This window comes from Nostoc sp., from assembly GCF_036916985.1.
GTDB lineage: Bacteria > Cyanobacteriota > Cyanobacteriia > Cyanobacteriales > Nostocaceae > Nostoc.
Map to the genome: position 1 here is coordinate 139,276 of NZ_JBALFD010000041.1, position 23,085 is coordinate 162,360.

A 23,085-nucleotide genomic window follows, 5' to 3' on the forward strand; every position below is an offset into this window, starting at 1 on the left:
AAACACGTCCTCAAGTAAACTTTACCTTTAACTTAACCCATGATTGCTCTATCTGATTCAGTTTTTATCACTCCCGAAGAATACCTCCAACTAGAAGAAAAAAGCAATATCAAACACGAATATATTGATGGTCAAGTTTACACAATGGCGGGAACAACTGACACTCATAACACCATTGTCGGAAACCTATTTATTTTGATTCGTAACCACTTCCGAGGATCAGACTGTCGAGTTTACTTTGCCGATATTAAAGCCAGGATTGAGAAACGTAACCGCTTTTATTACCCTGATATTCTCGTAAACTGCGACCCTCAATACCCAGAAACTCCTACCTATAAACGCTTTTCTAAACTTATTATTGAAGTTCTATCCGATTCCACCGAAGCCTTTGACCGAGGTGACAAATTCAATGACTATCAAACCCTTGACAGTCTAGAGGAATACGTTTTAGTTAACACTAAACATCAACGAGTTGAAACATTCCGCCGTAATGAACAAGGCTTATGGGTGCTACAAACCTATACACCCGATGACCAAACTTTTGAACTCCAAAGTATTAACCTAACTGCTCCATTTACTGACCTTTACCAGGATGTAGAATTGGAAGCGATCGCCCAAAAAGCAGAACTGAGTTAAGGAGTCAGAATTCAGAATTGGTGAATACTCTACATTGTCCCGAAATTATGACAAAAAATGAGCAATTGGTTTCTTTAATGCTTCGTTTGCAGAACATAGGATGCCGAATTTGGGCTGAAGATAATAAGTTAAGAATTCGTACTAGTAAAAACGCCTTAACTTCTGAACTAAAGCAGGAAATTCAAGCCAACAAAGCAGATATATTAGCATTCTTAAATTCTGTCAAAGCCACAACTGTCATAGCAGACGAAATTCCGACCTTACCACATGATGCTCCGAAGCCTCTTTCCTTTGCTCAACAACGCCTCTGGCTGTTAGCGCAACTGCAAGAGCCATCAGCTAGTTACAATATGCCGATCGCTTTGCAACTAGATGGAAACCTCAATATTGATTCTCTGCATTCTAGTTTGCTTTACCTGCTTAACCGCCATGACAGTCTCAGGATGTATTTTCCCACAGTGGCGGGACAACCTCAAATTGCGATCCAAAATTTAGACGGCATCGAAGTTTTAAGGGATTGGGGATTGGGGACTGGGGACTGGGAAAGAGTTTTACCAATAGCGATTTCCGACTCCCCAAATATCCAGCCTTTGATTGATGCTCATGCTCAAGAACCGTTTGATTTGAGTACTGGCCCTTTGTTTAAAGCAAAACTGCTGCAACTCAAGGAGCAGAAATATGTGCTACTCATCAATATGCACCACATTATTAGCGATGGCTGGTCAATGGGGGTGTTTGTCCGTGAGCTAAGACAAGTTTATACAGCCTTTTCCCAGGGTCAAATTCCAAACCTTTCACCATTGCCTATTCAATACAGCGATTACGCAAACTGGCAACGAAATTGGTTACAAGGGGAAGTATTAGAAACCCAGATCAACTACTGGAAAAATCAACTCAAGGATGCTCCCCCATTACTGGAGTTACCTACCGATTATCCCCGTCCAGCACTGCAAAGCTACCGAGGCGATCGCGATCGCTATTCCCTATCACCTGACTTAACTCTTGCCATTAAAACTTTCAGTCAACAGCAAGGCGCAAGTTTATTTATGACTTTGTTGGCGGCTTTCAGCATTCTGCTTTCTCGTTACAGTCGCCAAGAAGATTTATGTATTGGTTCTGCGATCGCTAACCGCACCCATAGCCAAACGGAAGGGTTAATTGGCTTTTTTGTCAATACCTTAATACTGCGTAACCAAATTAAGCCGGAACAAAGCTTTATCGATTTCTTGCAACAAACTCGTCAAACTTGTTTAGATGCCTACTCTCATCAAGACATTCCCTTTGAGTATCTGGTAGAACAGTTGCAACCAGAACGCAGTATGAGCTATAACCCCTTATTTCAGGTGATGTTAGCACTGGAAAATAATGAAAGTACCGACTTAAGTTTACCAGGGTTAGAGATTGAATGGCTCCCATTAACCTATCCATTTGCTAAGTTTGACCTAACACTTCTGGTCATAGAATATGATAACCAGTTAAATTTAACTTGGGAATACGCCACCGATCTCTTTGAGAAAATTACTATACAAAGAATGGCGGAACAGTTTGAAGTTTTGCTTAGGGGAATTGTTGATAACCCAGGGCAAGCTATCAAGACCCTGCCTTTGATGACAGCGTATGAACTTCTGCAACTACAACACTGGAATCAAACTCAAACTGACTATCCCCACTATAAAACTCTAGTTGAGATATTTGAACAACAAGTTGAAAAAAGTCCTCATAATATCGTTTTAGTCTTTGAATCCCAAAGTTTAACTTATGAACAACTCAATCAAAAAGTCAACCAACTGGCTAATTATTTAATTCAAAATCATAAAATTCAGCCAGATACTTTAATTGGTATCTGCGTTGAACGGTCTTTAGAAATGATTATTGGTGTACTCGGTATCATGAAAGCAGGTGCAGCTTATGTGCCGATTGATCCCAATTATCCTCAAGAACGAATTGAGTTCATGCTACAAGACTGTGGAATATTGATGTTACTTACTCAAAGTTTTTTAGTAGATCAATTACCCTTAGCTAACCTCGAAAACCCCTGTCAGATAATTTGTTTAGATCGGGAAACTTTCGCCGAAGAATTAACAGATAATCCCGATCCTCGAAGTGCGCCTAACGATTTGGCTTATGTGATTTATACTTCTGGTTCAACGGGACGACCGAAAGGGGTGATGATTGAGCATGGAGGACTGGTGAATTTGACTGTGGCGATCGCCACCGTTTTGCAAATTCAACCTCAAAGCCGATTGCTTCAGTTTGCTTCTTTCAGCTTCGATGCTTCAATTTGGGAAATTGCTACTGCGATCGCCACAGGTGCTTGTTTGTATTTAGCAAAGAAAGAAACCTTATTACCAAGTCAAGCTTTGGTTAATTTCTTAGCAAATCACAAAATTTCCCATATCACCTTACCCCCTTCAGTCTTATCCCTATTACCTCAAGCTGATTTACCCGATTGCCAAACTATAGTTGTTGCTGGTGAAACTTGCCCAACAGAATTAGTTACCCAATGGGCAACTGAACGAAGTTTTTTCAATGGCTACGGCCCTACAGAATCTACAGTTTGTGCAAGTATCGCACTCTGTCATCCTAATGGAAAAAAACCGCCCATTGGTCAACCATTATCTAATATCCGCATCTACATTTTAGATGCTCACAATCAACCCTTACCACCTGGCATACCTGGAGAATTGTGCATCGCTGGTGTGGGTTTAGCACGAGGTTATCTTAACCGTCCTGATTTAACCGCCGAAAAATTTATCAAAATTGATTTATTCGGTAAAACTGAGCGAATTTACAAAACTGGCGACTTAGCAAGATGGGGGTTTGATGGAAACCTTGAGTATCTAGGCCGCATTGACGAGCAGATTAAATTACGGGGTTTTAGAATTGAACTTGGTGAAATTGAATCGATTTTGTTGCAACATTCATCAGTTAAAGAAGCAATTGTCACCTTATATAAAACTGAGAGTAACCAGAGTTTAATTGCCTACATAACGGGAATCACCACTGATTTTTCTACCCAATTGAAGAATCATCTTAAATCCCATCTGCCCGATTATATGATCCCTGCTCAGATCATCGTACTGGATGAGTTACCTTTAACTGCCAATGGAAAAATTGACCGTAAAGCTTTACCTGTCCCAAATTCTGTAATTGAAGCTTTATATGAAGCCCCGCGTAACGAAGTTGAACAACAACTAACGCAAGTGTGGTGTACCGTACTCGAACGTCAGGATATTGGAATTCATGATAATTTTTTTGACTTAGGCGGTCATTCTTTATTAGCAATTCAACTGCTCAATAATATTCAACAGGTATTTGGTCAACAAATTTCTTTAAGTAGTTTATTTCAAAATCCTACTATTGCTCAACTATCAGAACAACTTTGTAATACTGAGGTTCAACAGTTAAATTCCGATTTACTTTTACTTCAACCTCAAGGAAAAGCAACCCCGATATTTCTTCTACCTGGCGCAAACGGACACGGTTTCTATTTTCGAGATTTGGCAATCAATTTAGGAATTGAATGTCCAGTGTATGGACTCGAAACTCCAGGACGAGATGGACTTAGCCTACTTCCTGAATCAGTAGTAGCCCATGCGAGTCAACTGATTGATGTATTACGTCAACAGCAAACCAAAAGTCCATACATATTAGTAGGATACTCTTCAGGTTGTGCCGTTGCTTTTGAAATGGCTTCTCAACTTGAATATCAAGGTGAAACGGTGAGTTTACTAGCTATCTTGGATGCTGGACTAGTTTCTCAACCTAAGTATTTAACTAATAGAACAGATATTGATTGGATTTGGCAATGGATTCAACGTATTCAAGCCTTAAAGGGAGTCTCTTTAGGTTTGGAATACTCAGATTTGTCCGCCCAAAGCGATGACCAAGCTAGGTGGGATCTGGCCGCAGAATATTTGTACCGATATAATATCCTCCCGGAACACTCAACTATATCTTTGCTCAAAAACAATTTGAAAGTGATGAAAGTGCTAACACTAAATTACGCAAATTATCAGCCAAATTATTCAATTTCTGCCCCCATTGTTTTATTCCGCGCTCAAGAAGTTCAGGAGATTGTTTTGCAAGAACTCCAAGCTTTTTCTGATTACGATTTACCAGATTGGGGATGGCAAACCTATACTCAAAAGCCTGTAAAGGTAATTTCTGTACCGGGAAACCACGGTCTTATGCTTTATGAACCTAATGTCAAACTATTAGCCACACAATTACAAGCTTTAATGTAAAATACCAAAGTTATTCAGTCAGCCTCAAGAGCCTCAACTTATTTTTATAAAATGCAATCCAAAACTGTTCTTAATAAAAACATAACGAATACTCCTTCGGCTTTTACTCAATTCTGGGAGGATGTCAAAGCGATCGCAGGGCCTTATTGGTATCCCACAGAGGCACGGGGTAGGGCATTTTCAGACGTGATTCGTGCATGGGCAATGCTCTTTCTGCTGATATTATTAATTATCATGCTCGTGGCTGTAAGTGCCTTTAATAGCTTCGTTAGTCGTTATTTAGTGGATGCGATCGTTGAAGAAAAAGATTTTACTCAATTTATTGATACGTTATTAGTTTATGGCGCTGCCCTGATCTGTGTCACCTTTTTAGTAGGAATTTCTAAATTTGTCAGAAAAAAAATTGCTCTTGATTGGTATGAATGGCTAAACAATCGTATTTTAGCGAAATATTTTGGCAATCGTGCTTATTATAAAATCAACTTTAAATCTGATATTGATAACCCAGACCAACGTCTAGCCCAAGAAATTGAACCCATTCCCAGAAATGCTCTCAGTTTTTCAGCTACTTTATTTGAAAAAGTGCTGGAAATGACGGTTTTTTTAATCATCGTCTGGTCAATTTCCCAATTGGTTGCAGTTTGTCTAGTTGCTTATACAATCGTAGGTAATATAATTGCTGTTTACTTAACTCAAGAATTGAATAAGATTACTCAAGAGGAATTGGAATATAAAGCTGACTATAATTATGCACTAACTCATGTTCGGAATCACGCTGAATCAATAGCTTTTTTTCGGGGAGAGAACCAAGAGTTAAATATAATTCAACGAAGATTTAGTAATCTCCTAAAAAGTGCTAAACGCAAAATTGATTGGGAGAGAAATAAGGATATTTTTAACCGAGGATATCAGGCTGTTATCCAAATATTTCCATTTATAGCACTCGGTCCTTTACATATTAGAGATGACATTGATTTTGGACAAGTTGGCCAAGCCAGTTTAGCTTGCAATCTGTTTGCTAATGCTTTGGCCGAAATAATCAATGAACTTGGAACTTCTGGACGATTTTCCACTTACGTTGAGCGTTTGAGTGAGTTTTCAGATTCGCTAGAATTTGTTACCAAAGAGCCAGAGAATGTAAGTACTATTAAAACCATAGAAGACAACCATCTTACCTTTGAGAACGTCACTTTACAAACACCTAACTATGAGCAGATGATTGTTGAAGATTTATCACTTTCTGTCCAAGTAGGAGAAGGTTTATTGATTGTTGGCCCCAGTGGTCGAGGTAAAAGTTCTCTGTTGAGAGCGATCGCAGGTTTGTGGAATGCTGGAACTGGTCGTCTGGTGCGACCTCCCTTAGAAGAAGTGTTGTTTTTGCCCCAACGCCCTTATATAATTTTGGGAACTTTGCGCGAACAGTTACTCTATCCGAATACAACTCGTCAAATGAGCGATGCAGAACTCGAAGGAGTTTTACAACAAGTCAATCTACAAAACTTGTTGAGCCGAGTGGATAGCTTTGATACTGAAGTTCCTTGGGAGAACATATTATCACTGGGAGAACAGCAACGCCTTGCATTTGCACGATTGCTAGTTACTCATCCGAGATTCACTATATTAGATGAAGCAACGAGTGCTTTAGATTTAATCAATGAAAGGAATTTATATCAACAATTACAAGAGATAAAAACAACATTTATCAGTGTTGGACATAGAGAAAGCTTATTTAATTATCATCAATGGGTTTTAGAACTATCACAAGATTCCAGTTGGCAACTTCTTACTGTAGAGGATTATCGACGGCAAAAAGCAAGAGAAATTGTTATTAAGAATTCCCCTGAAAATCCTGAAATTGTAATAGATGTTTTCCCCAATAATGAATCCCAAGCTCAACCAGAAGTATTGCCAGAGATAGACACAATCGTAGGTCTTTCTCATAAGGAAATGCAGACATTAACAGACTTTAGTATTAACACTATCAGAAGCAAGGCTAGCCTTGGAAAGTCCATTACTACCAATGATGGCTTTACCTACCGCTACGATAAAGACCCGGAGGTATTGAAATGGATAAGAGTTTAGGGAACTCCAACAAATAAATTATCCCTGCTCAGATGTATTATTTTATTCTTTACTGGCTTTTAATCTCAGTAATTTACGAAGTAACAGTTTGGGTGCGGAATGTGGGTAATATAAAAACCCTAACTGTCTTAACTGTCTTAACTGTCCTTGCTTCTAGATGAAATTAGTGATACATATTAAATTGTTAAAGTAACTTCCTGTGGAGGAAATAGCATGTCTACCAACGTAATAAAAGCATTGGATATTCAAACATTACCATTCTTTGCCCGCTTCTTGGTGGAAGAAAAACCTCCACAACAGCCACCAAATGAGACTCCCCCACCAATCTATACTTTAAAGTATCCTTCAGATTGGGAAGACCGCTAAATATAGTAATCTCCATCTGAAATTAAAGTAATCGCAGTTATTAAATAACTGAGAGCTACTTATTGGAGCTTAATTGCTTTCATATTAAAGTATCCATAATATTGTGGCGATCGCCTCTAGTTTTAGATCCCCGACTTCTGAGAGAAGTCGGGGATCTAAAAAACAACTTTTTTAGGTAGTTATTAACATCTACCTCCTTAATTAAAACCAGAAAAATCTTATGCACCTGTCGCGTGATGTTGTTTTATTAATCACTCATAGTGGTGATTTCTTCACAATAGATAGAGTGGCAGAAGCCTTATCAAAAAAAGGGGTACAACCATTCCGCCTCGACACCGATAAGTTTCCCCTAGAAGTGCAATTAACAGCACACTTTGACAAATCCCAAAGCTATCACAAGCTGGAATATGGCACGCACTCGATCAGCACAGAGCAGGTGCAAGCTGTTTGGATGCGGCGGATATGGGAGCCAGAATTTAGTCAAGAATTGGCTCCAAAGTATCGAGAAGCCTGCATTAGAGAATCACTTGCAACCTTAGATGGTTTTTGGGACAGCTTGAAAGGAGCTAGGTGGGTAGACGATTTGGAGCGGATAAATGCTGCATATAACAAGCTGCGCCAACTGCGGGTTGCATCTGAGGTAGGTTTTGTCATCCCCCAGACTGTGATCACCAACAAAGCTGAATCAGCAAGGGAGTTTTTTCACCAAGTCAACGGAAAAATGGTGAGCAAGTTATTAACTGCTATTTCCCGCAGTATGGAAGCTAACTCCTCGTTCTTTATGTATACCAGCGCCGTCAAAGAAGAAGACTTAGAAGATGCTGAATCACTGCGCTATTGCCCAATGGTTTTTCAAGAGCAAATCCCTAAGCATCAGGAATTGCGGGTGGTGTATGTGAATGGCCATGTATTTGTTGGGGCGTTAGAAGCGTCTGTTTATGCAGCAGCCAAAGTTGATTGGCGTAAACCTGGTGTTGAGGTTGGTGCATGGCAACATCATGAGCTTCCTGATGAAGTAGTTCGTCGTCTCCAAGCCTTTATGGGTAAATTTGGGTTGTTGTTTGGAGCGTTAGATTTTATTCTCACACCATCAGGAGAATATGTATTTTTGGAAGTTAACCCCATAGGAGAATGGGGAATGCTGGAGAAAGATTTAGACTTGCCGATTGCAAGTGCGATCGCAGATGCTCTTATTCCCTAAAAAACAGTTAATTTAGTGTGTTTTAGGCGTATATCTCGATATGATTTGTCACGAAAAACATGACACGATCGCCTAACGCACTTTCCTAAAATCTAAAATCTCAAATCCAAAATCGCATGACAGTATTAATCATTACTTTTAGTAACGATAACGAAAGCATTCCTCTAGTAATCAAAGCAATTGAGGCTCAAGGAGAAAAAGCATTTCGTTTTGACACAGACAGATATCCCACTGAAGTGAAGTTGGATATTTATCAAGGTGATTCTGAACGAGTAATTATTACTGATGGCGAACAGAAGCTAGATTTGAGTGAAGTGTCCTCAGTTTGGTATCGGCGAATGCGCTACGGGGCAAAAATTCCTGAAACGATGGACAAGCAATTTAGAGACGCTTCAATTGAAGAAAGTCGCCGCACTGTTAGGGGGATGATTGCCAGTCTGAAAGCATTCCACTTCGACAAAATGTCAAATGTCGATATAACCAATAATAAACAACTACAGTTACAAGTCGCGCGAGAGATTGGACTTGTGACTCCGCGCACCCTGACTTCAAACAATCCAGAGGCAGTGAAGCAATTTGCTCAAGAGTGTCAAGAGCAAGGTATAGTTACAAAAATGCTTTCTTCCTTTGCTATCTATGACGATCGCGGACGAGAAAACGTTGTGTTTACCAGTCCCATTAAAGATGAGGATTTGGAACATCTTGATGGATTGCGTTTTTGTCCGATGACGTTTCAGGAAAAGGTGCCGAAGGCGCTGGAGTTGCGGACAACTATTGTCGGACACCGCCTATTTACTGCGGCTGTGAACTCTCAGAGTTTGGATGGATCTACTTACGATTGGCGCAAAGAAGGGAAAGCCTTAAGTAAGAATTGGAAACCCTACAATTTGCCGGAAGATGTTGAGAAAAAGCTTCTGCAACTAATGGCTTATTTTGGCTTAAATTATGGAGCGATCGATATTATCGTTACACCTGATGGTCGGCACGTATTCCTTGAGGTTAACCCAGTTGGGGAGTTTTTCTGGATGGAGATATATTCACCACACTACCCGATTTCTGGTGCGATCGCTGAAATTCTACTGACTAATAAAAATTAGCGTATGGGGCATCGTTAACAATTCAAAATTCAAAATTAAAGAAATTTCAGACGTTCGCTTAGCGTCTCGTAGAGAAGAGAAGTGCCTTACGCGGGTTAAGAGCGTTGTGGCAGCCGAAACAGGCGTGTCTACATCCTCTACCTACTTTAATACTTGGTAGTGGGATTTTGTTGTGAATAACTTCCAACTTTTTTTGGAATTTCTCAGCTTCAGTTATTTGAACTCAGAAATCATGTTTTAATCAAAAGTGTCAGGATTTGAGGTAATTACAATGGACGAAATTGTGAAAAAACTGGCTAGTCTAGGTCTTCCTGGCGTAATTCTGGTAGTTCTAACAGCTGCATCAGGGGGTAGTTCCGCCGCCGTTGCAGCTACTCTCACAATGTTAGGAGGGCCCTTTGGCATTTTAGGAAGTATAGCTTTACTGGGTCTGATAACCGTTGTGGGAGATATTATCGCGGGATATGGAATTGAAGCTATTCTTCAGTCCATCTATGCAGAACGTAGCAAAACCGAATCGGTGAAACTTCTCCTTAAAGAAATCAAAGATTTACCCATTACAGAGGATCTAAAACTCAAACTGAAAAGTCAACTTTACCCCGAAAGCATTACTTATTATGAAAAGGTTAAGACTCTAAAAACAATTGAAATAGTCGCGGTGATTATTCAATTTCAATGGTATTAAATTAAGCGATTATTTAACTCAGATCAGAACCACTATATTTTTAGAACATGCAGGCTCAAGTTTTTCGCAATCAACCCTCAACTAATCCTCTTGTAGCTTTTACCCAATTTTGGCGGGATGTCAGAGCGATCGCTGGGTCATACTGGTATCCAACAGAGCCAGAAGGTAGAGCATTTTCAGACGTGATTCGCGCCTGGGGAATGCTCATTATTCTAATCTTATTAATAATTGCCCTCGTGGGCGTAACGGCTTCAGGCAGCTTCTTAAATCGCTACGTACTCAATATAGTTATTGAAGAGAAAGATATTTCTAAGTATTTTGGTACGTTATGGATTTCCATACTTGTAATTGTTGTGGAAACACTTTTGATAGCATCTTCTAAATTTGTCAGAAAAAAAATTGCTCTTGATTGGTACAAATGGCTAAATAATCACACTTTAGAAAAGTATTTTCGTCATCGTGCCTATTATAAAATCAATTTTAAATCCGATATTGATAATCCAGATCAACGTCTATCCCAAGAAATCGAACCGATTACCAGTAATGCTCTCAACTTTTCAGCTACTTTCCTAGAGAAAATCCTGCAACTCACAAGTTTTTTAGTAATTATTTGGACAATTTCGCAACAGATTGCACTTATTTTAGTTGTTTATACAATCGCAGGTAATTTAATTGCTGTTTACTTAAATCAACAAGCAAATAAGATTAATCAAGAGGAACTGGAAGTTAAAGCTGACTACAGATATGCCTTAACTCATGTTCGGAATCATGCGGAATCAATAGCTTTTTTTAATGGAGAGAACCAAGAAGAAAATATAATTAAACGCAGATTTAGTAAGATTGAAAAAAACGCAGAGCGGAGGCTGAAATGGGATATAAATCAGGATATTTTTAACAGAGCATATCAGTCCGCTATTACTGTATTTTCGATGTTTGTACTTACACCTTTATTTATTCAAGATCAAATTGATTTTGGAGAAATTAACCAAATTAGTTTAGCTTGTTTCATGTTTTCTAGTGCTTTGGGACAATTAATCAGTGAATTTGGAGCTTCTGGAAGATTTTCTAGTTATGTTGAACGCTTATCTCAGTTGTCAGATGCGTTAGAAGCTGTTACGAAACAACCAGAGAAAGTCAGTACGATTAAAACAATCGAAGAAAACCGTCTGGCTTTTGAGCATGTCACCTTACAAACGCCTAACTATGAGCAGGTAATCGTCGATGATTTGTCACTGTCTGTTCAGCCAGGAGAAGGTTTATTGATTGTAGGGCCAAGTGGTCGAGGTAAAAGTTCTCTCTTGAGAGCGATCGCAGGTTTGTGGAATGCGGGAAGTGGTCGTCTGTTGCGACCTCCTTTAGAAGATGTGTTGTTTTTGCCCCAACGTCCTTATATAATTTTGGGAACGTTGCGCGAACAGTTACTCTATCCTCATACAAACCATCAAATGAGCGACGCAGAACTCAAAGAAGTTTTGCAACAAGTTAACCTCGAAAATGTGGTAACAAAGGTTGCTGGCTTTGATGCAGAACTCCCTTGGGAGAATATATTATCATTAGGAGAACAACAACGCCTTGCCTTCGCACGATTATTAGTTACTCGTCCTAGCTTCACGATATTAGACGAAGCAACAAGTGCTTTAGATTTAAATAACGAAGAAAGTTTATATCAAAAGTTACAACAAAGTAAAACAACTTTCATCAGTGTTGGACATCGAGAAAGTCTGTTTAATTATCATCAATGGGTTCTGGAACTCTCACAAGATTCTAGTTGGCAACTTGTCACCGTGCAGGATTATCAACTTCAAAAAGCAACTACTACTAATTCATCTAGAAATGGTCATAGTCAAACTAAAATAGATAATTTACCCAATAGCCAATCCCGAATAAAACCAGAAATAGGAACATTTACAAATCTCTCTCATCAGGAAATGAACACATTAACTAACTATTCCCTTAGCACTATCAAAAACAAGGCTAGTGAAGGTAAGTCTATAACTACTAAAGATGGTTTGATATACCACTATGACAAAGACCCAGAGGTATTGAAATGGGTGAGAATTTAGCCGCTAGTCATAGGTTTTAAAATCCTGTATTTTAGAGGTTATTTATAAAGTAATACAGTTCATGTAAGCCCAAAACACTTGTAGAGACGGCGATTTGTCGCTTCTATAAAACCCACAATTGTTGCCAGTAACCCTTAACCAGGAATCATAGATTAATTGGTGTCTGCTCACACTTTTGCAAATCATAATTATGCTAGCTAAACAACAAAGACAACTAATTACTTATGAAGCTATTTCAATTTACGAACGAACCTATCAATTACCCGTTCTCAAAAGTAAGGCTGTAAAAAAAATTCAACAAAACATTAGAGAACGTCAAAAATTAATTAAGGAAGGCGTTAGATATCATCATCAGCTTGGGGGCATAATTAAGCGAAAAGAAGAAATTAGTCAGGGAGAAGTTTTTGAGGAAGTCCAGTTATTTATTAAAGACTACAGTCATATTATTGATTTTTTAGAAAGTTATAAGGATAGTTATCATAATTTTTTGTTAAGCCTTGCAGACGAATTAAAAAATTTATTCAAAGAAAAATATTTAGAAATAAAAAGTTTAGAGGATGAAAGAATAAAATTAGAATTAAAAAATCATAAAAATCCCAAAATACTTGATGAGCTAAAATGGGAAAAGCAAGAAAATTTTAAAGCAGTTTTATTGTTGAGCAATGCTTATTTCTTAATGTTAGAGAAAATAAATTTGATTGGTGAAGGGCTTAAAAAGCTTGCAGAAGATACCAAAAATCAAAAAGAAATTGTTCAGCAAATAGTTAAAGATTTAGAAGTTTATCAAGAGATTTACGAATATCAAAGAAAAGCCTATAAGATTCGTCAAGAAATAGCAAAAATTGCCCATACAGCAATCAATTTTGAAAATTCTTTACAAGATTACTTTAGTCCCTTTCAATCTTTAATAGATGAAGTTGTAAAAGTAGATGAATACTTTTATGCAACTGTCGCAGATATTAAAAATCTAGGGGATAATGTTTTAAAGTATCAGTCCAATTTATTTAATCTTGAAGATAATGAGGCAATCTCTGAAACTTTTCTCGATTTTATGGTGGCAAGCTATGAGAAAAAAGCTAGATTAAAGGATGCTTTTATTCAATCTCAATTATTAGATTGGGAAATCAATAATTTTGATTTGAGCGGAAATGGCGTATTTTTAGATAAGGGTATTGATTTAATATCTAACTATATATCCAAGGAACTCACCGATCAAAGAAAAGTGCTAGGCATAGCAGGAGTAAATTTTGTCTCTAAAACACCTCTATCTGCTGTTGAAGAAACAGGATTGATGGGGTTGAGTAATCACAATGTTATTTTAACAAAAGAATTTCTCGACAATCAAAATATTGATTATACCCAATTGCAGGATCTCCTCGCACAGCATAAATGGAAAGAAGCTGATATTGAAACCACTAAATTAATGCTAAAAGTCATGAATAAAAATTATTGGAATGAAGTTTATAAGGAAGATATTGAAAACTTTTCTTGTCAAGATATCCACACCATCGATCGACTTTGGGAGGAATATAGTTATGGTTATTTTGGCTTTAGTATTCAGCAAACTATTTGGAGCGAAATGGGTGGCCAAGTAGATTATGAAACAGAAAAGAGACTTGGCGATCGCCTTGGTTGGCGAAAAGAGGGAAACTGGTTAGATTATGAGCAACTAACTTTTAAATTGTCCCCGATGACACCAATGGGACACTTACCAGCCAAATGGTTGCACTATGACCAAGATAGCTTGGAATTATCCCCAAAATCATCTACAGAAAACCTTTCAATGGGTGCTTGGCGGGTAAAGTCTTGGTTGGTTTGGCAAATGCACTTATTCTTTTCTCGTATAAAAACTTGTAACGAAACTTTCGTATAATTTATAGCAAAAATTAGAGATAAAGCTAACTTTGAGGATAAATATGGATAATAGTAAGCATTCTGATGTAGAAATAGAAATTTTACTTTTGGGAAAATGGCGTTTTGATACGTTTTCGGAAAAAATCACTATTGAATTTAGAGATGATATGACTTATGAACAAACCAAAGTTCAAATACTTCTTCTCTCTAAACCTAAAGAACTCATAACAGGTAATAAATTTACTGGGGTATGGTATGTAAGTCAAAAAAAATTGCATTTAAATGTTAGAACAATGCCAAGATCATTTTTTAATTTCAAGATACCATTAGCTTTTAAGATTTCTCTTGCAGATATCGCAGCTACTTTAGGTTCTGTATTTATACCAGAAAATTATGACGTTATTAGAATTAATAGTTCTAAATTTTTTATAAAGGATAAAGAACAATCAATTATTGGCACAAAATTAAATAATACTAGAACACCGATTTAGTAATCGGTGAAGAAAAGTAAAATATTACGATTTCGCCGCAGGGTAATGGAGCGCGATGGTGATTAATGCTGCTGCTGTAATGGCTGTTGCCGTCCGAATGTGGTTCCAGATTATCCAGTTGGTAAGATAGCTAGACCATAGGCTTGCACCTATGGCAGTGTCAGGCTCGACTTTCGCCAGCGCTTCGTTGAGTGGCACATTGAAAACGATCGTCACGCCAAAAGTACCAATGAGGTACAGCAAGCTGCCAAGGAGCAAGTAGACGGCATCAGGTTGATGCCGCTTTAATAACGAGGAGATAGCCAGAAGGATGCAGGCCACAGCTGTTCCCAAGAACACTACCATGAACAATGGATTGATCACTGTGATATTGATGGATTGCATAGCAGCAATGCCTTGTGCTGGCTGGAGTCTGCTAAGGGCACTCATCACAAAGGACGAGAAGGCAAAGAAAACTCCGGCTATTAAGCCACATCCCAGTGCTGAGAAAAGCTTCAACACGAAATAATGTTGTTGAGTAATCAGATTTTGCAGCATTGCCTTATCCTCCAACCATTTGGGTAATTTGAAGATGAACCGATGCGATCGCATCTGTTAACTAACTTTTGCTCACCAGACTCATTATTCTCAATTAGTATTAGTATCTGATGGTTTCTCTGCTGTTGGTTGCTGTCGTGGGCTAATGAATTCGGTCTTAATTGGTTTTCCTATTGTCTTCGGAGGTTGTGGTTTATCTTCTGTGGGTTGTGAGTTATTATTGTCGCTCATGTTGATTTATCTCCTTTATCGGTTTCATCATTTGGCTGTTTTCAAGATTTCTTCTTGAAAGTGGATCAAGCAAGAAGTTCTTCTGATAATTATGACTCCAAGCAATGTAATCTCAATTCCGTAATCCTGGGTGAAATTTTGCTCCCACTCCTTGCCCTCTTCCCCCTGCCTCTTCGTTGAAGCTGCAAACGCTTATTTGCTAAGATTTCCAGTGCGACAACATTGAAACAGGGCAACTTCTCATCACTATGCCAACATCTATAATCGACGATCAAGACGCAGCAGCTATCGAAGCCGCCAGAGTTGGGGTTGCAATATGCGATCGCACCGCCTGGGGACGCATCAAAGTGTCTGGCGACGATCGCCTCAATTTCTTACACAACCAAAGTACTAACAATTTCCAAATACTCAAGCCAGGACAAGGTTGTGATACAGTTTTTGTCACTTCCACAGCCAGAACAATTGATTTAGTAACCGCCTACATTAGAGAAGACGCGGTAATCTTGCTGGTTTCGCCTAACCGCCGCCAGTTTCTCATGGAATGGCTAGATAAATATATTTTCTTTGCCGATAAGGTGGAATTATCTGATATCACGCAATACACCAACACCTTCAGCCTCATTGGCCCAGGAAGCGACGCTGTTTTAGAAAAACTGGGTATTGGCGAACTCATTGGCCAACCTTATGGTAGTCACAAAGTATATACAATTGCTCCTGCCGAGGGAGTGCGGATTGCTGTGGGTAGCGGGTTAGCTGCTCCCGGATACACCTTTACTTTCCCCTATACTGATAAATCTTCAGTGTGGAACAAATTGTTAGAAGCTGGGGCAGTCGAAATGAGCGATCGCGCCTGGGATACTTTACGAATCTTACAAGGACGCCCAGCCCCAGATTCGGAACTCACAGATGATTACAATCCCCTAGAAGTTGGTTTGTGGCAAACAATTTCTTTTAATAAAGGTTGTTATATTGGGCAAGAAACCATTGCTCGGTTAAATACCTATAAAGGTGTAAAACAACACCTTTTTGGGATACATCTCAGTGCCCCTGCGTCAGTGGGAAGTGCGATCGCAATTGGAGATGAAAAGGTCGGCAAACTTACCAGTTACACAGAAACCGCTGATGGTTACTTTGGACTAGGTTACATTCGCACTAAAGCTGGTGGTGTAGGCTTAAAAGTCCAAGTAGGAGAAACTGAGGGTGAAATAGTAGAAATCCCGTTTGTCTCTCACGAGTATCCATAATTTGTAATTGCTTGGGGTCTGAATCCACATACTTACAGCTAATTGCAATCAAACGCGCCACAGATAAAAGTACTAAAAGCAATACTAGGCTTTGTTTTAGGATTTATTTTTGTAGTGGGTTTGATCGAAAACTGCTGTATTTTCCCAGTCCCCAATCCCCAGTCCCCAGTCCCCAGTTCACATCAAAATATCCTCTTTCCCATCCCATTTAGTACCTTGACAAAATTCATCTACCCAAGAAGCTAGATTACGGGCATTAGTAGTTGGTAAATTCACTTTGCTTTTAACTTCTTGTGGTGGAATATTCTGATGTTTACCGTTGCTTTTAAGCTCAGTAGTAATTGCTAGCGATCGCACTGGTTTACCATTACTATTAATTTCCGTGGTAATTGCCAGCAATGCCCCTACAGGGATTCGGGCAGATACCGCGTTGCTCTTAGCCTGTGTAGCTAATGCCACAGATGGCATAGTTTTGGCTTTGCTGTTAACCTCAGCAGTCATTGTGAGCGAGGTTCCTGAAGGGAGGCGTTCAAGGGGCGATGTCTGACGATAAGCTGCAAAGCTGCTACGTAGTGGTTGATATTCGCTTAGAAAACTGGAGGATGGCGTTTTTACCGGAGTATCTGGAGCAATTTTAGTAGCAAATGCAACTAACAACTCAGGTTTGCGTGTGCGAACAACCTCCGTTGTAGCTGTAACTGATGGCACAAGTTGATCGGTGCGTGGCGACTTGGAGTCTAGAGTCTTAGCAGAAGAATCAGGTGCAATCTTGGTAGCAGTTGCAACCGATGACAGATGTTTATCCTCAGAATACTTTTCATCTGGCGACTCGTTTTCAGCTTGGCTTGTAGCCATAGAATACTCTGATTTTATTAAACGTAACTCTTTATCAGGATTAAAGTTAAGACCTAAAGCGGTGACTATTTTATCTGGATCGTTATTCAGATCCACCATAAAAGAAAGTATTTCATCAAACTGGGGTTCCAAAACAGACAGTGTTGCCAAAATAAAACCGGACAAAGGACGACGCAGACCATCGTAAGTGCCCCAAATTCGCATTTTGACCAACCAGGGAATATTTTGCTCGTAGTAACTCAGCCAGTTTTGTTTTAAGGATTGACGCAGCTGTTGGATATTCATTAGATGCCTCTCTTTAGTCAACAAGATTGCAGACATTGATATTTAGTTTGATTTTTGGGGATGAAACCGATAATAGAGCATCTGTTTGACTATTTGACCACCTAGCAAATGATGTTCTACCAGTAGAGATACTTCATCTGGTTGAATGCTGCTATACCAGATCATATCGGGTAATACCAGCACCATCGGCCCATTGCCACATTGTCCCAAACAGCTACTAGCTATTACCGCTACATCAGGGATTGGCAAAGCTGCAAAAGCGGCTAATACCTTGACTGCACCTTGCTTTTTGCAGGTGCGATTTTGACAAACTTGCACACATCTACTTGTGGAGAAGTTTGATGATTGAGTTATCTTGTTCATTTGTTTTTTGTCCTTTGTCATTTGTCATTTGTCAAAAGTTGGAAGCTAATGACTAATGACTAATGACTAATGACCAGTGACCAGTGACCAATGACTAATCTATTGAAAGTCCTTTTGAGGCTAGCCATTCCGGGTTAAATATCCGCGACTGATACCGAGAACCACTATCACATAAGATGGTGACAATGGTATGTCCTGGACCTAACTGCTTCGCTAAGGCAACAGCTGCCCCAACATTAATACCCGTTGAACCGCCCATTAACAGCCCATCTTTCCTCAGCAGTTGGTAAACTACCCGCAAAGCTTCTTTGTCATCTATTTGGATGGCATCATCAGCCGGTGCGCCTTCCATATTGGCTGTGACACGACTGTTACCAATGCCTTCGGTTATGGAATTTCCTTCTATCTTGATTTCGCCAGTTTTGACATAGCTATAAAGTCCACTACCCAGGGGATCGGCAACAACGCATTTAACCGCCGGATTTTGTTCTTTCAAGTACAACGACACACCAGCAAACGTACCACCAGTACCAGTTGCAGCTGTCCACCCATCTATTTTACCATCTGTTTGCGCCCAAATTTCTGGCCCTGTGGTTTCGTAGTGGGCGCGACGGTTAGCTAAGTTATCAAACTGATTTGCCCAAATGGCATTTTCTAACTCAGCAGCAACTCTGCCAGATAGTTTGACGTAGTTGTTTGGGTCTTTGTAGGGTACAGCAGGAACAGGACGAACTTCTGCGCCTAGTGCTGTCAGTGCGTCTATTTTTTCTTGTGACTGGGTATCGGGAATGATAATTAGACATTTGTAGCCTTTGGCGTTGCAAATATGAGCTAGTCCAATGCCAGTATTACCAGCAGTTCCTTCGACAACGGTGCCACCAGGTTTGAGTAAACCTTTCTCTTCTGCATCTTCAATAATATAAAGTGCGGCACGGTCTTTGACGGAACCCCCAGGATTGAGGAATTCTGCTTTAGCAAGGATTTCACACCCTGTTTCTTCGCTGAAGCTGTTTAAGCGAATCAGAGGTGTGTTGCCAACAGTGCCGACGAAGCCATTTTTAATATCCATTTTGACTGTACCTGTGTGAGTATCTATAAAAATTTTGGCTTATAGCGATCGCATTTCCCCACTCGGCAATCCAATAATAATCATAGTTGCCTAAGCGATCGCATCTAGCAGTGTGATATTGAGGGATTGCATAACCTGGTTATATTGCAATACGGTTCAGTTAAGGCTAAAACTCTTTGTTAAAGTCAATTTTTTTAACGAACCGCCAAGGACGCCTTCGCGCAGCGTCTCGTCAGAGAAGGACGCAAAGATAAGGAAGAAATGCTTAACTGAACTGTATTGGGTTATATTGTCGCCAATTAATTCTAGATTAACGCGATCGCATTTCGTCTCTGAGCAATCCAACAATAATCATAGTTGTTTACCGCCATACCTGAGCCAGCATCAGATCAAAATGAAAGTCATACGTCCACACTGGTAGCTTCAATTCTTCTGACAAAACGGCAGTGACAGCATCGCAGATGGTAATCCGTTGATCTGAAAAACTTGCAGCTTTTTCAACTGCTGCCATATATTGTTCCTGTGAAGGATTGACAAAATGAACTGCTCCTATGCATTGTCTAGCAAAGCTAATCGCTTGTTCAGTTCCGAGACGATATAGCAAAAGATTATATGTTTCCAGGTAAACAGGAAAGGGAACTAGGATTATTAAATTTTCTGTATTTATACGTTGTAGTTCGGCTTGGGAGCGCTCATGATATTGGTCGTCTATATCTACAGCAGCATATAAAGGCCCAGTGTCAGCAATTACGGCTCTCAAGGTGTGTTTGGTGGCAATGACTGCAAAAACGTTTGTTCAGCTAGAATTTTATCGTGATTTACTGACGTATCTTTAAATCCGCTTCCTTTGGGTGCAGGAGTAAGGCGTAAACCTTGCTTTTGTGGAGGTAAATAACCACGTTGGCTGAGGAATTCTTCGAGGGCATTTTCTACGATCGCGTTAGCAGGTAAGGAAACTTCTTGATCGCCGATGTAAGCACTGAGAGCATTAGCGATCGCATCTGGCAGTGTGATATTTAGGGATTGCATAAGCTGGTTATATTGTCAGCAACTAATTTAAGATTAACGCGATCGCATCCCCTCTTCACCAAGCCAACCAATCATCATCCTGTGCAACAATAGCTGTAGCTTAGTCGGAGTACAAACTATGGACTGGCAGCAGTACATTCATTCAGACCCCAAAATTCTGCTGGGTAAGCCGACTGTCAAAGGAACTCGTTTATCTGTAGAGTTCTTATTGGGTTTGTTTGCAGCAGGATGGACAGAACAACAAGTGGTAGAGAACTATCCTACTCTAACTCCAGAAGCATTAAGGGCAGTATTTGCTTTTACAGCAGAGTGTATGCGTGAAGAATCTTTTCTATAAGTATGCAATAAGCTTAAAAAAATTATTCAGATTGCATAAATTGTATTTTACACAACCGAGGACAAAACGATGACCATTATCACAATAGATGATGAATTAATTAATGAAATTATCGCAGTAAGTCACTATAAAAATCCACAGGAAGCAGTCATTAAAATATTATCCAATTACTTGCAGCAACAAAAAAAAGAACTGCCTTTATTTGAGCGACTACGTTTTATAGACGACGAATCTGCTGAAGATGATATCGCCTCGTTGTTTGAACGTGATAGAGACACAGGTAGGAATTTTGAACTATGACTTATCTAATAGACTTTTAAACTGACACCAGTTAAAATTATGAATCCTTACAGTCTTGTGTAAATTATGACCACCCAACCCAGTATTGAGCCGAGATATTCGCACTCCCTCACTCCCCCACAACCTGACTGGGGTCAAACAACCACCCATCCCCGACTATCTCCTCTAGACGTTGATTGAGTCGGGGGAGGAAATATTCTGGATCATTTAGCCGTTGCTGAGTAAACCAATTACCAAACGCTTCCTGTGTTTCAATTCCTTGGGCATTTGCTGCACCTAATATAATTTTGAAACTATCCTCTTGAAGTTTCTCTAACTGGGGATGACCTTCACCTCGGCTGTTGCACAAGAACATTGCCGTTGCTCCTAACACGGCTTCTAGTTCATCGCTTTGAGGCACTTTATTATATAAAGCACTGATTAACTGAATGGTATCTACTAAAGGTGCTTGAATTCTCAGCGTTAGCCAGATTGCTTGAGCTAAGTAAACCAAACCGTTGCTTTCATCCGTTAAGCCTAAATTACTCAGAACTGTTACCAAATCACTGTATGCACTTATTTGTGCAAGTGTGGAAACAACTTGCTCCCAGAGTGCGATCGCTTTTGAAATTTCCCCCTGGTTGGCGAATACTCCTGCCATGTTGTTGAGGGTAGAAGCTTTGCCTTGTGCATCACCAATTTGCTCAATTATTTCCAAGGATTGCTCCCATAGTGCAAGAGCTTTTGAAATATAGCCTTGTTGGGCAATTACCCGTGCCATGTTGTTGAGGTTAGAAGCTTTGCCTTGTGGATCACCAATCTGCTCAAATAGTTCCAAGGATTGTTCCCACAGCATTATTGCTTTTGAGATTTCCCCCTGGTTGGCGAATACTCCTGCCATGTTGTTGAGGTTGGTAGCTTTGCCACCGACATCACCAATTTGCTCAGATATTTTCAAGGATTGCTCCCACAGTGAGAGCGCTTTTGGGATGTCCCCTTGTTGGGCGATTACCAGTGCCATGTTGTTGAGGGTAGCGGCTTTGCTTTTGACATCACCAATTTGCTCAATTATTTCCAAGGATTGCTCCCACAATGCGATCGCTTTTGCAACATCTCCTTGGTCGGCGATTACCTGTGCCATATTGTTGAGGGTAGTGGCTGTGCCTTTGACATCGCCAATCTGCTCTTTTATTTCCAAAGATTGTTCCCATAGTGCAATTGCTTTTGCAACGTCTCCTTGTTGGGCGATTATCTGTGCCATGTTGTTGATAGTAGCAGCTTTGCCTTTGGCATCATCAATCTGCTCAAATAGTTTCAAGGATTCTTCCCACAGTGCAATCGCTTTTGCAACGTCTCCTTGTTGGGCGATTATCCGTGCCATATTGTTGATAGTAGCAGCTTTGCCTTTGGCATAATCAATCTGCTCAAATAGTTCTAAGGATTCTTCCCACAGTGCGATTGCTTTTGCAACGTCTCCTTGTTGGGCGATTATCCGTGCCATATTGTTAAGGGTAGTGGCTTTTGTTGTTAATTCCTCTTCAGGGCAAAGGTCTAAAGCTTGCTGATAATGGATAACAGCCTCTTGCACAAAACCCAAAACTTCTTCAGCATAGGAGACTGTTCCCAAGATGCGGTAATCCTGAAAAACTGCCAGAACTTGCTTACATAACTCCAAAGCTTCCAAAAAGCGGGAATTGTTTACCCAATTTTTTCCAATTCTATCTCCAACGCTGACAGCAATCTCCTGCTCTTTCGCCAGCAGTCCCAACCGCACAATTTCCAGTCCTTCTGCTTCCGTGCGGTTGTGATTCTCTTCCCACCAAACTTGATGGATTTCCCTCACCGCTTGCTGTCGCGCTGCTTGCCATTCTTCCTGAATCAACACTTTTTCTAGCAACGATTCTAAAATTGTCGTCACTCGATAATTAGCTGGTTGGCTGGGGTGAGTGGTAGCAGATTCAACTAAACTGAGGCCACTTAGCTTACCCACAACCGCCAGGAAATCAATTTCCTGGCTCATAGCTGAAGTCCGCTCAAGCGGACTAGTGGTCTGTCAAAACTAAATCTGTGAGTTTATGGAAAAATGGAGAGGCTATTCGCTATCAACCGCTCCATTGGTTTGAGGAACTTCCCA

At 39.9% G+C, this 23,085-nt stretch carries 21 protein-coding genes; 13 read left to right on the forward strand and 8 right to left on the reverse strand.

All coding sequences use genetic code 11. From position 1 onward, the window contains the following. Positions 1-39 precede the first annotated feature (39 nt). From V7L07_RS15035 to V7L07_RS15080, 10 genes are all read left to right on the forward strand, one after another. Positions 40-636 carry a Uma2 family endonuclease gene (locus V7L07_RS15035; RefSeq protein WP_335059067.1) on the forward strand — a complete coding sequence of 199 codons (597 nt, stop codon included), beginning with the start codon at positions 40-42 and terminating at the stop codon, positions 634-636. Between the two features lie 47 nt (positions 637-683). After that, on the forward strand, positions 684-4,883 hold the full coding sequence (locus tag V7L07_RS15040; protein WP_335059069.1) for a non-ribosomal peptide synthetase: 4,200 nt from the start codon (positions 684-686) through the stop codon (positions 4,881-4,883). A gap of 51 nt (positions 4,884-4,934) precedes the next feature. After that, positions 4,935-6,965, forward strand: coding sequence for an ABC transporter ATP-binding protein/permease (locus tag V7L07_RS15045; protein WP_335059071.1), 2,031 nt, complete (start codon positions 4,935-4,937; stop codon positions 6,963-6,965). A gap of 213 nt (positions 6,966-7,178) precedes the next feature. Further along, on the forward strand, positions 7,179-7,331 hold the full coding sequence (locus V7L07_RS15050) for a microviridin/marinostatin family tricyclic proteinase inhibitor (protein WP_335059073.1): 153 nt from the start codon (positions 7,179-7,181) through the stop codon (positions 7,329-7,331). Between the two features lie 220 nt (positions 7,332-7,551). Continuing rightward, positions 7,552-8,532, forward strand: coding sequence for an MvdC family ATP-grasp ribosomal peptide maturase (locus V7L07_RS15055; protein ID WP_335059075.1), 981 nt, complete (start codon positions 7,552-7,554; stop codon positions 8,530-8,532). 116 nt (positions 8,533-8,648) lie between these two features. After that, positions 8,649-9,629, forward strand: a complete 981-nt coding sequence (locus V7L07_RS15060; RefSeq protein ID WP_335059077.1) for an MvdD family ATP-grasp ribosomal peptide maturase — start codon at positions 8,649-8,651, stop codon at positions 9,627-9,629. Positions 9,630-9,900: 271 nt separating this feature from the next. After that, complete coding sequence (locus tag V7L07_RS15065) at positions 9,901-10,314, forward strand: hypothetical protein (protein ID WP_335059080.1); 414 nt, start codon at positions 9,901-9,903, stop codon at positions 10,312-10,314. Between the two features lie 47 nt (positions 10,315-10,361). Then, positions 10,362-12,377 (forward strand): ABC transporter ATP-binding protein/permease, encoded by a 2,016-nt coding sequence (locus V7L07_RS15070; RefSeq protein WP_335059082.1) that lies wholly within the window; start codon positions 10,362-10,364, stop codon positions 12,375-12,377. Between the two features lie 190 nt (positions 12,378-12,567). Further along, positions 12,568-14,250, forward strand: coding sequence for a GUN4 domain-containing protein (locus V7L07_RS15075; RefSeq protein ID WP_335059084.1), 1,683 nt, complete (start codon positions 12,568-12,570; stop codon positions 14,248-14,250). Positions 14,251-14,293: 43 nt separating this feature from the next. Then, on the forward strand, positions 14,294-14,722 hold the full coding sequence (locus V7L07_RS15080; protein ID WP_335059086.1) for a hypothetical protein: 429 nt from the start codon (positions 14,294-14,296) through the stop codon (positions 14,720-14,722). A gap of 24 nt (positions 14,723-14,746) precedes the next feature. Here the strand turns inward: V7L07_RS15080 and V7L07_RS15085 are convergent, their stop codons facing one another. Both V7L07_RS15085 and V7L07_RS15090 read right to left on the reverse strand, forming a co-directional pair. After that, complete coding sequence (locus V7L07_RS15085) at positions 14,747-15,313, reverse strand: anthrone oxygenase family protein (RefSeq protein WP_335059087.1); 567 nt, start codon at positions 15,311-15,313, stop codon at positions 14,747-14,749. Between the two features lie 36 nt (positions 15,314-15,349). Beyond that, entirely contained in the window at positions 15,350-15,490 is a 141-nt protein-coding gene (locus tag V7L07_RS15090; protein WP_334709200.1) for a hypothetical protein, read from the reverse strand. 248 nt (positions 15,491-15,738) lie between these two features. Here V7L07_RS15090 and ygfZ point away from each other — a divergent pair, with 248 nt between their 5' ends. Continuing rightward, on the forward strand, positions 15,739-16,734 hold the full coding sequence (gene ygfZ / locus V7L07_RS15095) for a CAF17-like 4Fe-4S cluster assembly/insertion protein YgfZ (protein ID WP_335059088.1): 996 nt from the start codon (positions 15,739-15,741) through the stop codon (positions 16,732-16,734). Between the two features lie 177 nt (positions 16,735-16,911). Here the strand turns inward: ygfZ and V7L07_RS15100 are convergent, their stop codons facing one another. The 5 genes from V7L07_RS15100 to V7L07_RS15120 all read right to left on the reverse strand — a co-directional run bounded on the left by V7L07_RS15100 (position 16,912) and on the right by V7L07_RS15120 (position 20,335). After that, a complete protein-coding gene (locus tag V7L07_RS15100; RefSeq protein ID WP_335059090.1) occupies positions 16,912-17,874 on the reverse strand; it encodes a DUF5331 domain-containing protein in 963 nt (320 codons plus the stop codon). 42 nt (positions 17,875-17,916) lie between these two features. Then, positions 17,917-18,237, reverse strand: coding sequence for a (2Fe-2S) ferredoxin domain-containing protein (locus V7L07_RS15105; protein WP_335059092.1), 321 nt, complete (start codon positions 18,235-18,237; stop codon positions 17,917-17,919). A 94-nt stretch (positions 18,238-18,331) separates the two neighbouring features. Continuing rightward, the gene (locus V7L07_RS15110) at positions 18,332-19,306 is read right to left on the reverse strand and encodes a cysteine synthase A (protein ID WP_334731697.1); all 975 of its coding nucleotides are present in this window, start codon (positions 19,304-19,306) and stop codon (positions 18,332-18,334) included. Positions 19,307-19,667: 361 nt separating this feature from the next. Then, the gene (locus V7L07_RS15115; RefSeq protein ID WP_335059094.1) at positions 19,668-20,066 is read right to left on the reverse strand and encodes a type II toxin-antitoxin system VapC family toxin; all 399 of its coding nucleotides are present in this window, start codon (positions 20,064-20,066) and stop codon (positions 19,668-19,670) included. Beyond that, positions 20,063-20,335: a hypothetical protein gene (locus V7L07_RS15120; RefSeq protein WP_194141923.1), complete on the reverse strand. Its 273-nt coding sequence runs from the start codon at positions 20,333-20,335 to the stop codon at positions 20,063-20,065. Before V7L07_RS15120 ends, V7L07_RS15115 begins: the two co-directional genes overlap by 4 nt. A gap of 118 nt (positions 20,336-20,453) precedes the next feature. On the opposite strand from V7L07_RS15120, the gene V7L07_RS15125 reads away from it, so the two are divergent. Together V7L07_RS15125 and V7L07_RS15130 are read left to right on the forward strand one after the other, a co-directional pair. Then, entirely contained in the window at positions 20,454-20,672 is a 219-nt protein-coding gene (locus V7L07_RS15125; protein WP_335059098.1) for a DUF433 domain-containing protein, read from the forward strand. 69 nt (positions 20,673-20,741) lie between these two features. Next, positions 20,742-20,972, forward strand: a complete 231-nt coding sequence (locus V7L07_RS15130) for a type II toxin-antitoxin system VapB family antitoxin (protein ID WP_015131253.1) — start codon at positions 20,742-20,744, stop codon at positions 20,970-20,972. 109 nt (positions 20,973-21,081) lie between these two features. Here the strand turns inward: V7L07_RS15130 and V7L07_RS15135 are convergent, their stop codons facing one another. Further along, complete coding sequence (locus tag V7L07_RS15135) at positions 21,082-22,971, reverse strand: tetratricopeptide repeat protein (RefSeq protein ID WP_335059100.1); 1,890 nt, start codon at positions 22,969-22,971, stop codon at positions 21,082-21,084. Between the last annotated feature and the right edge of the window lie 114 nt (positions 22,972-23,085).

Bases quoted from the DNA above. Each gene is read 5' to 3' on its own strand.
- V7L07_RS15035 (WP_335059067.1), top strand. From the start codon at position 40: ATGATTGCTCTATCTGATTCAGTTTTTATCACTCCCGAAGAATACCTC.
- V7L07_RS15040 (WP_335059069.1), top strand. From the start codon at position 684: ATGACAAAAAATGAGCAATTGGTTTCTTTAATGCTTCGTTTGCAGAAC.
- V7L07_RS15045 (WP_335059071.1), top strand. From the start codon at position 4,935: ATGCAATCCAAAACTGTTCTTAATAAAAACATAACGAATACTCCTTCG.
- V7L07_RS15050 (WP_335059073.1), top strand. From the start codon at position 7,179: ATGTCTACCAACGTAATAAAAGCATTGGATATTCAAACATTACCATTC.
- V7L07_RS15055 (WP_335059075.1), top strand. From the start codon at position 7,552: ATGCACCTGTCGCGTGATGTTGTTTTATTAATCACTCATAGTGGTGAT.
- V7L07_RS15060 (WP_335059077.1), top strand. From the start codon at position 8,649: ATGACAGTATTAATCATTACTTTTAGTAACGATAACGAAAGCATTCCT.
- V7L07_RS15065 (WP_335059080.1), top strand. From the start codon at position 9,901: ATGGACGAAATTGTGAAAAAACTGGCTAGTCTAGGTCTTCCTGGCGTA.
- V7L07_RS15070 (WP_335059082.1), top strand. From the start codon at position 10,362: ATGCAGGCTCAAGTTTTTCGCAATCAACCCTCAACTAATCCTCTTGTA.
- V7L07_RS15075 (WP_335059084.1), top strand. From the start codon at position 12,568: ATGCTAGCTAAACAACAAAGACAACTAATTACTTATGAAGCTATTTCA.
- V7L07_RS15080 (WP_335059086.1), top strand. From the start codon at position 14,294: ATGGATAATAGTAAGCATTCTGATGTAGAAATAGAAATTTTACTTTTG.
- V7L07_RS15085 (WP_335059087.1), bottom strand. From the start codon at position 15,313: ATGCGATCGCATCGGTTCATCTTCAAATTACCCAAATGGTTGGAGGAT.
- V7L07_RS15090 (WP_334709200.1), bottom strand. From the start codon at position 15,490: ATGAGCGACAATAATAACTCACAACCCACAGAAGATAAACCACAACCT.
- ygfZ (WP_335059088.1), top strand. From the start codon at position 15,739: ATGCCAACATCTATAATCGACGATCAAGACGCAGCAGCTATCGAAGCC.
- V7L07_RS15100 (WP_335059090.1), bottom strand. From the start codon at position 17,874: ATGAATATCCAACAGCTGCGTCAATCCTTAAAACAAAACTGGCTGAGT.
- V7L07_RS15105 (WP_335059092.1), bottom strand. From the start codon at position 18,237: ATGAACAAGATAACTCAATCATCAAACTTCTCCACAAGTAGATGTGTG.
- V7L07_RS15110 (WP_334731697.1), bottom strand. From the start codon at position 19,306: ATGGATATTAAAAATGGCTTCGTCGGCACTGTTGGCAACACACCTCTG.
- V7L07_RS15120 (WP_194141923.1), bottom strand. From the start codon at position 20,335: ATGCAATCCCTAAATATCACACTGCCAGATGCGATCGCTAATGCTCTC.
- V7L07_RS15125 (WP_335059098.1), top strand. From the start codon at position 20,454: ATGGACTGGCAGCAGTACATTCATTCAGACCCCAAAATTCTGCTGGGT.
- V7L07_RS15130 (WP_015131253.1), top strand. From the start codon at position 20,742: ATGACCATTATCACAATAGATGATGAATTAATTAATGAAATTATCGCA.
- V7L07_RS15135 (WP_335059100.1), bottom strand. From the start codon at position 22,971: ATGAGCCAGGAAATTGATTTCCTGGCGGTTGTGGGTAAGCTAAGTGGC.